At 38.6% G+C, this 10,664-nt stretch carries 8 protein-coding genes; 4 read left to right on the top strand and 4 right to left on the bottom strand.

Annotated features, from left to right (window positions below; genetic code table 11):
* Positions 1-371 precede the first annotated feature (371 nt).
* On the top strand, positions 372-779 hold the full coding sequence (locus D6D85_RS12085; RefSeq protein ID WP_125672298.1) for a hypothetical protein: 408 nt from the start codon (positions 372-374) through the stop codon (positions 777-779).
* 50 nt (positions 780-829) lie between these two features.
* Here D6D85_RS12085 and D6D85_RS12080 read toward each other — a convergent pair whose 3' ends face one another.
* Genes D6D85_RS12080 through D6D85_RS12065 form a run of 4 tightly spaced genes read right to left on the bottom strand, consistent with a single transcriptional unit; the run spans position 830 to position 6,891 of the window.
* A complete protein-coding gene (locus tag D6D85_RS12080) occupies positions 830-1,207 on the bottom strand; it encodes a DUF7680 family protein (protein WP_125672297.1) in 378 nt (125 codons plus the stop codon).
* A 4-nt stretch (positions 1,208-1,211) separates the two neighbouring features.
* Positions 1,212-2,114 (bottom strand): hypothetical protein, encoded by a 903-nt coding sequence (locus D6D85_RS12075; RefSeq protein WP_125672296.1) that lies wholly within the window; start codon positions 2,112-2,114, stop codon positions 1,212-1,214.
* Positions 2,111-3,526, bottom strand: coding sequence for a BREX system Lon protease-like protein BrxL (gene brxL / locus D6D85_RS12070; protein WP_125672295.1), 1,416 nt, complete (start codon positions 3,524-3,526; stop codon positions 2,111-2,113). Before brxL ends, D6D85_RS12075 begins: the two co-directional genes overlap by 4 nt.
* Positions 3,523-6,891 (bottom strand): DUF499 domain-containing protein, encoded by a 3,369-nt coding sequence (locus tag D6D85_RS12065; RefSeq protein ID WP_125672294.1) that lies wholly within the window; start codon positions 6,889-6,891, stop codon positions 3,523-3,525. The genes brxL and D6D85_RS12065 overlap by 4 nt, the downstream gene beginning before the upstream one ends.
* 41 nt (positions 6,892-6,932) lie before the next feature.
* Between D6D85_RS12065 and D6D85_RS12060 the strand changes: the two genes are divergently transcribed.
* The 3 genes from D6D85_RS12060 to D6D85_RS16455 all read left to right on the top strand — a co-directional run bounded on the left by D6D85_RS12060 (position 6,933) and on the right by D6D85_RS16455 (position 10,424).
* Entirely contained in the window at positions 6,933-9,779 is a 2,847-nt protein-coding gene (locus D6D85_RS12060) for a DUF1156 domain-containing protein (RefSeq protein WP_125672293.1), read from the top strand.
* A gap of 5 nt (positions 9,780-9,784) precedes the next feature.
* Positions 9,785-10,213 (top strand): hypothetical protein, encoded by a 429-nt coding sequence (locus tag D6D85_RS12055; protein WP_125672292.1) that lies wholly within the window; start codon positions 9,785-9,787, stop codon positions 10,211-10,213.
* A gap of 70 nt (positions 10,214-10,283) precedes the next feature.
* Positions 10,284-10,424 (top strand): hypothetical protein, encoded by a 141-nt coding sequence (locus tag D6D85_RS16455; RefSeq protein ID WP_161969856.1) that lies wholly within the window; start codon positions 10,284-10,286, stop codon positions 10,422-10,424.
* Positions 10,425-10,664 lie beyond the last annotated feature (240 nt).

Here is a 10,664-nt window from a genome sequence, read left to right as displayed (position 1 = left end):
TACAACAAAGCTAGGCGATTCCTCGCTCTTACCATCAAACTCATGCCAAAAAGAAAGGTAAACATCCCTAAAGGAATCGTCAAAGGCTATGGATATAGAACTCAGCTTGGAAATCTCCATCAGAAACATCTGGAAAAACGAGTCCTCGGCCATTTTTCAACACACCCAAGTGCACTTAACTCATGAATTATGGAAATGGTTACTTTAAACATTTCTGTTCTTGTTTCAACGTTCTTTAATTTGCTGAATATCTCTTCAGATATTATTACTTTTAAGGAAAGCTTTAAATTCTAGTGGCTGCAATAAAGATTATTGAGGTGGATCTATGAGCCTATGGTTATTTGCATCAAAAAAACGTTGAGAATATCAAAGTGGCCAGTGAGAGATTGTTATGGGGATTTTGGGATAGGGAAAGCGGAGAGAAACAGAGGAAAAATTGGAGAGATTTCATAAGACTTTATAATAAAATTAAGCCTTTTGATATTGTGGTTTTCCAAACGACTAACGGAAATATACATGGTATTGGAGTAGTTAAGGGGACCTATTATGATGACCAGACACCAGTTTGGCCGGCGGAGAAAAAAGGAGTTCTTTTCCCATGGAGAGTCTCATTTTGTGTCTTTATCTTCTCTGAGAATCCTTTTACTTCGCTTCTTATCAAAATAGCTAATTATATAGACGGATATGGAATTGGTGAGTTGGATCGGCACGAATTTCAGGGGATATTGGGAGAAATACAGAAGCAACTTGATACAATCAAATTTAAGTTTAATCTCTAGAATATTTCTGTGAAACAGTTGTGAGAATTTCTTCTTGGGTTCACTAGTTTTTATGTATATGCTACCGACAAGGCAGATATAGCCCTTATACCTCTCTTAAGGTATAAGGAAAACCACCAGTATACCTCAAATCTGTCCATCTTCAGTATCTCGCTTGTAATCACCTTTATCTTCTCTTCATTCCTCAGTAAAGCTACTGTCTTGAGAATAAGGGCCATTTTAACTGCACTTTCCTCATCCAGCTCATATATCCTGATACCATTCCTAGCAGACATAAACTCTCTCATGTTAATTTTCTCCAGAATTTTTCTCCTGATCAGGTTGCACTTCCAGCCAGTAAGAGAGGCAATCTTCCTTCTGGTACCGTAATCATCTATCTTGTACACCCTGAACGCGGGTTTTCTTGTCATGCTCATCCTATATATCATGTTCTCAACCTTTCTTATGTATTATAGTTATTGGAACTAGAGATTCTGCCAAGCTTACTCCTCCATGAGTTATCATGGATTCTGTTGTTTTCGGGGCATGTTTTCTTCCGATAGCTACCGTAGTTTCGTCTATTTTAAGTTGAAATTCCCCATAACTTTCCCCATATCTATTTTTTGGCTCCCAATTTTTCCATAAAAAGAGGCCAGGGTTTCCTTTTGTGAATATATAGCCATGATCTCCTGTTACAACAAGAGGAACATTGGAAGAAAGCTCATCTATAAGACTAACTAGGTCGCCCACCACTGCAGTTATGCTCTGCAATTCAATTATACCATGTTTTTTAGCCTCATGAAGTGGTGCGTCAGGATAGTATGTTAAGAAGGCTATTCCCTTTTTCTTCCCTGTCTTAGGCGGATTTTTTATCTTATCCACTATGCACATCTCCCAAGAACTTCCCTCTATGAATCTTCTTCCAGAGAAGGCCTGTTTAAGATCCGGAACATCAAAGAATATTTTAGATGCTTCTGACGTTATGCTTGGAGTTGCTGATAATCCGAAATCCTCGTCTACTTCAGCTTTAATTGAGTTTTTGACCACAACATGTTCTCTGAAACTATAACCATCTGATATTAACACATTCGCTCCTTTCTCGCTGGCAAGTTTAAATGCCTTTGATATCGCCAGTTTGTTCTTTTCTCTATTTGCCAAGTGGTAACGATACAGATCTACTCCCCATGCATCAAATAGCCACTTCTCCAACCTGAGTAACTCGTCCTCAATATCTTCATAACTTTTATCTAGATCGCTTAGCTGTAATTTTGACTCAGCTAACTCAATCATTTTTGAAAAAATGACAGAAGTAGGATCTTTCTCCCTTATTAAGGATAAAACAAAATTTTCTGTCATCCTATCACCTCATATTTTAATGTCTTTTTCTCAAACTCTCCTGGAGATAACTTGATAAGCCAATCATGTACCCTCTGTCTATACTCAACGGATAAATCCATTATCATCCTGAGCTCATCATCGCTATAAGACCCATGAGGAAATAGAAGTTTCATCATACCAGATGCTATTCTCATTATCGCCTTTTGATCCCTAATGGTTACCTTCCCGCCTTCAGCATAAAGCTTCACCCTTTCGCTTAGGATTGGACTAAAGCTCTCCCTTCTTAATCTGTGAAGAACTTCACAGAAATAATCTGATATAAATCCATACCCATTGGACAGATGTATATCAGCCTGTTCTATTTTCGGTAATTCCCAGCCTGGAATTATCCCATGTATCCTATCTATAAAAGCTGAATCAAGCATCATCGTAGGAAGAATTTCTGCAAAATCTTCAGCTGGTTTAAATCCCTCAACCTCTATATTTCCCATGAAGACCAAGGAACATGTGCTTCTTACTCTCTTAGCTAGTCCTCTTTCGAATTCTCCGCTCTCCATGTAGTCTTTTAATTTTCCCATCATCTCATCCGGGTTTGAAAATCTTATTTTGCTTACTTCATCGAATACAACACAATCTCTGGTTCCCAGATCTCCAAGAATTTTCAGAGTCCCATGAAAGAAGAGCACTGCCGGACTTATAGTACCGCCTGAGTAAAGACGCACATAGTACGATATATTCTTATATACAAAGGATTTTCCTGTAGCTCTTGGTCCTAGCTCTATTAAATTCACATTATTTTCTATAAGAGGAACAAGTCTTGTGAGATATAAGAGCTTCTGTCTATTTGTGTAAACATCTGGATTAACTCCAACTGTATTCATGAGGATATCAATCCACTCTTCCGTGGAGAAATTCTTTCTTCCTTCTTTATATTTCTTCAGATTGATTCCAGCATATTGAAGTGGTTTAAATTCTGTGATAGTTATCGGGGTCTCAGACGGATCCTCTGCCAGCGATGGCTCGTATATCAGGGTGGCTATCCCCCACATTCCAGTTCCAAGCATATCTTTATGCTCCTCTAGAACTGATGGAAGTATTTTAGCATCATAAACTCGCAAAGATGGGATCTCCGCTTTTCTCTTTGCTCTTTTAGGATCAACTGTTACTTTAAATTCATCTATAAGTTTATATTCTCCTCTCGAGATCAGGTCATTTAATACTCTATCCCTTTCTTTTGGCTCGGGATAGTACCTTGATATGAAATCAGACAGTTTCACGATATCTTCAGGCTTAGGATTATCTCCTACAAGGCTCTTTATAACGTACTCAGATATGAATCGGGGGAGCCTGCTAACTTGATCCATTCTGCTCAGTCTTTTGTTAACAACCTCCTCAGGAAATGTGGAAAGCAGCTTCTGATCCAAACTCATGCTTTCTCGCCTCTTTCTACAATAAATTCATCAGTAAGTTCCTTTAATGCTCTTCCCTCTTTTTCAAATATAGTTAAGCGAGCTTGTATATATCCAGTGAACTTTTGAAGTCCCTTCAGGGCATCAAAGAGTATTGCATCACTCAGTGGCAGAGGATCAGAAAATCTAGCGCTCATCTCAAGCTTAAACTCATTTATATACTCACTTATTTGATTCATATAGTTTTTAAATACCCCAAAGGAACTTCTCTCTCCCTCAGCATTTGTTGATATTGATATATCCTCATTTTTCCAGTTTAGTGATGCTGTAAAGCTATAGTCCTTATTGAATAACATGGAAAGAATGTTTACTACTTTTGGTGCCTCTTCAGGTGGTATGTTGAGGAATTTCAGCGATATTCCTGTTATTTCTTTATCTTCATAGCTTTTTATCTTATTAAAGGCGTCCTTGAACTCTGCAACTACAGACACCGACCTAGTGCTTGGTTTAGCGCTTTTTAAAGTGATTGTTAGAGAAAGATCATCCTGTATCGTAAACTCCCTTTTTTCATCTCTCTGCCCATCTGACCATCCATCGAACTCTAGTGAATCCGTATCAAGAGGAAGCACCTCTACTATTACTTTCTCTCCTCTTTCGAATTTTAGCTGAACTGGTGTTCTATATTTTTCTCCATTTATTTTAATGTCTATATTATGCTCTTTCCTCTTTTTATCTTTAGCCGTTATAGTAAGAAGAGCTTTTTCTGGCGGAATTTCCTCTTTTTTCCCGAGCAGTATCACCAGTTCTCCATTTTTTTCTAATTTAATCTTTTTTCTTCCCTCCTTACTGCCATCAGACCATCCCTTAAATATGTAGCTTTCCGGAATTTCCAGAATCAGTTCTTTTTCCTCTTCCTTTAGTCCTTCTAATTTAAAGGGAGTTTCAAACCAACTATCATCCACCTTTACTTTTATTCTCTCTTCTCCTAATTCTGATTTGGCTATTATTTTTAGTTCAACTTTCTCTATCTCCTTATCTAGAATATCATCTGAATTTATTGCTTTAGGATACTCCTTGTATACTGGTTTATTTTCACGATAAAGTACAAGGAGCCCGTTTTTTACAGCCTCACGTACCGCTTCCTTTATTACATCCTCATTTATGGGAAGCTCAAGTTCAGGTCTTCTGAAAAATGAATCTCTCAGCTCCTTGAACTCCAATTTTCCTTTTCCAGCCGGCCAGTATCTGTCTATAAGAGCTTTAGGATCTATTTTTCTAATCACTTTCTTTACTTCGTCTTTTAGTTTCCTGTCTATTTCTAAAAGCAATTTGCCCTCATTTATGACCTCTTCTCCAAGCTCTACTACTGAAAGCCCTCCTTCAGATGGAAAAACTAAAAATCTATAAACAGGGAAGGAGCTTCGGTAAAGTGCGTTTTCTTCATCTTTTTTCAGCTCTCCAATACTTTCCACACCTTTTGATCCTATAGATCTCTCTAATTCCTTTTTGTCCTTCTCCATCTCACTATAGGCGATAACAGCTTTTGCATGCATTAGTGGATCACTTTTGTCTAACAGCTTTTTATGTGCAACAAGGAAGAACATTGTGTTTTTGTAAGTCCTCGGTGAGTTTTCGTAGGTTTCATAAAATTCTCTTGCTATAGAAATAGCTTCATCCTTTGTCTCAGCTGCTACGGGAGATTCCTCAGGACTTATATAGCCTAAGACCACCAACTTTGGTTTAGGATCATCTTCTACCTCGCCAGGACGAGATGGCCATATCTTTATCCCCTTATCGCTAAATATTCTCCCATCTACTGAAATATCTTTTCTATAACTATCCCAAGCAACCTTAAGAGCTTTTTCAACTTTTTCTTGAATCAAATTCGTTGCTTCCTTCTTCAATTCTGGTATTCTGTCTACTTTATTGAGATATTCGTTGAGCACCTGCATTAGATTCGGTTCTCCGAATACCCATCTACCATCTCTTGAGTTTACGAACCATGAGTATTTCTCAATAAATTTAATTGCATTCTTTATGAGATCTGGTGCTATATCAGGAGTTGCCAAAGAGAAAATTATATCATCTTGGCTTGCCCCAAGTTTTGATGGCTCTCCCACTAAAGAATTTAGAACTATGACTGAATATACTTTTTCCGCCAAAGATCTGAGAAATTTATCTTCTATTTGCTCCATCCTGCTTAAATCTCCATCTACTTTAGCCACAAGAAGAGGATCCTTCAGTTTTGTTATCGTACCACCTCTGACATAATCATCTCTCAAATTAGCATGGCCCACTGTTATAGCGTATGCATCATTTGGTCTTTCCTTGTAAACTGAATATACTAAGCCGGCTAAAAATCTAAGCTCATCTCTAACCTCTTGAAAGCTTTTACTAGATTTTAGCTTCATCATAACACTATCAACAGCCGGATGAAATGGATAATTGTCTTGAAAGAGCTTCTCACAATTGTAGGGCATGTCCGGAAAGATCCTTTTTATTATCTCACAAAAGCTTCTAGATATTTCCATTATATTCTCTGTTAAGAGAGAGAAATCATCCTGAAAAAGAGCTCTCTTTCTTATCGACTTGTATTCCTCTTCTCTGGCAAGTATGGATGGTTTTGCATATTTGTTCAGAATGTTCTCCACTAGCTTAAAGCCTGATTCAAAGGCCCCTATGGGAGTTACCAGTACTAGAGCTGAATTTTCAGATTCTTGCACCGCAGTCATCAACGTTTGAAGAAAAACCTGGAGTTTTCCTGCCTTATTTTCATCCGATTTTACATTTTCAGCGTAGTTAGAAAGCTCATCTATCAATATTAGAGTTGGCTTATGAGAGAGAGCCTCCCTTAATACTGGAACAGATGGAGCTGCATCCCAGTTATCATACTTCTTATATTCTGCATAGCCTAGGAGTTTTAGAAGAAGAGCCCAGATCGTCTTTACCTGGAGGGGCTCATATCCGATAACAGGATCTATCCTCTGACCATCTATCACAATAACCCTAGAATCCTCCGGTATCGAAGCATCAATCCCCTCTTTTTCCAGGATAGATCTGATATCTCTTCTTTTTACCATATAATAAAGAAGCAATAAGGTATGGCTTTTTCCTCCTCCCATAGCGACTTTGAGATGATGAATCGGCTGTACGTTTATTCCTCTCAGTCTCTTGGCAATTGTTGATATCAAATCTCTCATGTTACCTGTGAAGTAAGTCCTACTTACAAATTTGTTCGGATCGATATACCTCTCATTCACATGAATTTGCTCTATTCCAAGCTCAAGTCTCTCCCAAACAGCCCCCACATTTACAACAAAATCATCCTCTCGTAATTTTCCCTCAACAACCTCTAAGTGGGGATGACATATCTCCCATACTCGCATAAAAGTTTATGAGTTCTAAGGCTAATAAATTTTGACCCGCCATGAAAGAAGCTATGATAGAGAGATGGTTTCCAGTGAACGAAGTAAACATTGAGTGTTCAAGAGAAAGATCTTTCGCTTATTTACCTCCTTTATTCATACTTCATGTATGGTGGGCTAGAAGACCTTTAACAGCCTGTAGAGTTGCATCAATACTTGCACTGACCCCCTATGAGGATTTAAGTGTGGAGAAAAGAAGAGAATTGCTATACAGGATGGGCTTCAGGGGAGATCCTATAGATGCCTTCGAGAGGAGGAAAAGAAGGGAGAAAAAGGCCTTTAACTATCCCGTTGCTGAGAAAATAAATCCAGATTCTGACTATTTCAGAAATAAAATGAAAGAGTTTTTAGGCAAAGAGATAGTGGGCGCAGATTTCATGGCTGGTGGAGGCTCAATCCCATTTGAGATGATCAGAGCAGGTTATGACAAGGTGATAGCTGCTGAATATAACCCAGTTGCATATTTGATACTGAAAGGAACGCTGGAATATCCGGTAAAATATGGGGAGCAACTTGTGAAGGATGTCGAAAGGTATGGAAAAGTTCTGGTGGAAAGAGTGAGAGAAAAGTTGAGAGAGTTCTATCCTCCTTATCCGGATGGCCAACCAACCAGTTACATATGGGCTAAAATGTTCATATGCCCCTACTGTGGTGCTGAAATACCATCTCTTAGATCTTTATGGCTTGATAAGGAAAAAGGATACGCTTTATATCCAGAGATTGTTGATAAAAAGGTCAATCTTCACGTAGTAAAAGTCGAGGAGATAGGAAAAATAAAATCAGGAAAGAAAGGTGAGGAATCTCTGGTCAGGATTATAGAGGGCAAGTTTAAGGGAGTAGAATTCGAGACTAAGGGATTTGAAGTAAATGGAAAGCTTGTGTGCCCTAACGGCCATGTAATAGAGAGCGATCAGGTCTGTGAAATTCACAAACAATCCTTAGTTCAGAAGGAGAAATTTTATTCAAATCCTATAAGACTTGTGGCCATAGTTATGGAGAACAGAGAATATCTTGAGCCAACAGAGGAAGCTATTAAAGCCTACGAGAGGGCTTCCGAATTTGTTCTGAGAAACTGGTCTGAATTACAGCAGTATATCCCAACGGGTAAGATCCCACTGGGTAAAGCTACGGAAAGCGTCCTTAGAAGGGGTTTAACTAGATGGACGGAACTTTTTACTGCTAGACAGCTTCTTGCCAATATAGAGGTAGTAAAAACGATAAAAGAGATACACCAAGAGGTTTTCCAAGATGGACTGAAAAGACATAGTGGAGATGAAAATAAGGCTTCTGAGTACGCCAAGGCTGTCATAACATATTTAGTGCTGATGTTTGGAAAGTTGTTGGACTACAACTCTATTTTAAGTAGGTGGCATACATCTAGAGGTGTCTTAGCTAATACATTTGATAGTCATACTCTTGCATGGACATGGGATTTCGGAGAGTTTGATTTAGCGAGCACTAGCTCTAGCTTATCATGGACCTATAAAAATGTTCTTAAATCCCTAAAAGGACTTGTTAAGAGGATAGGAAATGCTGATGCTCAAGTGAGCGTGCTTTTGGGAGATGCTGAAGCTCTTCTTGCTAATTCTGAAAACAAATATGATGTAATATTCATTGATCCCCCTTATCTGGATAACGTTCAGTACGCAGAGAATTCAGATTATTTCTATGTATGGTTTAAATTGATCCTCAAGGAAGTGTTTCCAGAGGCGTTCTCCGCACCTGAGGTTCCAAAGGATCAGGAAGCAGTTGCCAACGATATAAGACATGGAAATCAAAAGCTAGCCAATATATTTTATGAAAGAAAGATGGAATCCATATTCAGATCGATATACAAAGCACTAAGAGATGAAGGTGTCTTTCTTCTATGGTTCGCCCATAAAACAGGAGAAGCATGGATCAGAACTATCAGGGCATTATTGGACTCCGGCTTCTCTATAAGAATGTTATGGGGAGTAAGGAGCGAGATGGAACACAGCATTCATGTATCAGGAAAAGCGGCTTTAAGAACTTCCATCATATTCATCTGTAGGAAGAGGAGTGAGGAAGCCAGGGGATATATTCAGGATGCGCTCAAGGAAATGAAGAGAACCCTAAGTGAGAAGCTAGTGGAGCTGTATGATATGGAATTGCCGGGTCCCGACTTTCTCATGGGAGCTATGGCGCATGCACTTAAGATAGCCAGTGACTACTGGCCATTAAAAGATCCTGAGGGAAAAATGGACAAAAATGAAGCGCTCAATTTACTTTTGAATGAAGTTATAAGCGAAGCCATAAACTTCCATATTAGGAAAGTGATTCCACAGATCTCCGCAGTAGATCCTCTTACCAAATTTTATATTATCGCAAGGCATTGGTACAAAGATACTGTACCATATGATGATGCCAGAAGGCTATCATTGGCATGCCTTGGAGCTTCAGAGCTAAGAGATCCTGTAGAGGAGCTAGTAATTAAGGGAGGATTGGGAAAAATAATGTCAGAGAGGGCAGATAGTGTTAAGGATAAGGTGGTGAGGTTCCTCTCTCCAGAAGAAAGATATAAGAATGAAAAACTGTTTAAGTTGGAGCCCAAGCCACTGATAGATTATATCCATAAGGCAGTGGCAATGCTAGAGGAGGGTAAAAGAATAGAAGAAGTGGCCTCCATACTATCTGAGCCCGGAATCTCCATCTGCGAGATAATTAGAGTGTTGGAGACAGTCCTACCAGATCAGACAGGAAAGGGAAAGAACAGGGAGAAAACACATATAAGAACACTGCTTTACACAATATGCGGGGAGAATTCTCACTTATTACTTTCACCTCCACCAAGAAAGGAGAAAGAGAGTCTAGAGAAATTTATAGGGTGATATAGATGAGCTCTGTTGTCTCCATTTATTTTGTTGATTCAAAGATCATAGATATTGTTATTGAAAAATTTTCAAACTCACTAGGAAAGAGACCTGTGGAAATAGAGCCTCTTAAGCTCATGAGAATGTGGTATCACGGGCACATCGAAAGACCTCCAGATTTTATTGTGGTAAGAAGAATTGATATTCTCTTTAATAGAAGATATGGGGAAGAAGATATTATTTCATTGGTTAGGAAGGCCTTGAGAAGTATAGGATCGAGCGGATACCTTATAGTGGAGGTTAGCTCATTGAAATGGAGCTCAGCCAATCCATATAAGATAGAAATTAATGAAATAGAATTTCCAGTATCATCAATAAGAGTGGATGATACTTATGATATTGCTGACAGACTAAATTTAGATAGAGGGAAGATAGTGAAGGTAGATATATAGGGCTTACCTAAATAGTCGTAATAAAATAGAGAAATAAAAAGATTCTTTCATTAAAAATCAGGGTGTTACATTGAGCGAGATCATGGATGTTATATATCCGGTGCCCTCTAACCTGTTGCAGAGGATATTTACAGGCAAGGATGTGTTCATAAAGCATCCAACATGTTTCAAACAACTTAAGCCTGGACAAAAGGTCCAAGTACTCCTCTGATGGAGAACTAGCTGTTATCTGTAAAGGGAAGAGAAGTGGATTTTGGGTATGTTTTGATTGTGGTACAGCTTTTCCGGATAGAAGAAGAAACCATAAAACGCCTTATGGAATGGATTGCTCATCTCCTTTGAAAGGTCCATTTCATCTTGGACATACCTTTAAGACGGATGTGCTTTCTATTTCATTTGAAGAGCCAAATATAAATGAAAACTATATCAAAGAGATATTTAGAGCTAAATC

Source organism: Candidatus Methanodesulfokora washburnensis (assembly GCF_003947435.1).
In the GTDB taxonomy this organism is placed as follows: Archaea; Korarchaeota; Korarchaeia; order Korarchaeales; family Korarchaeaceae; genus Methanodesulfokora; species Methanodesulfokora washburnensis.
The sequence above is the reverse complement of the archived record's forward strand: the minus strand, read 5'-3'. Positions and strand labels throughout refer to the sequence as shown.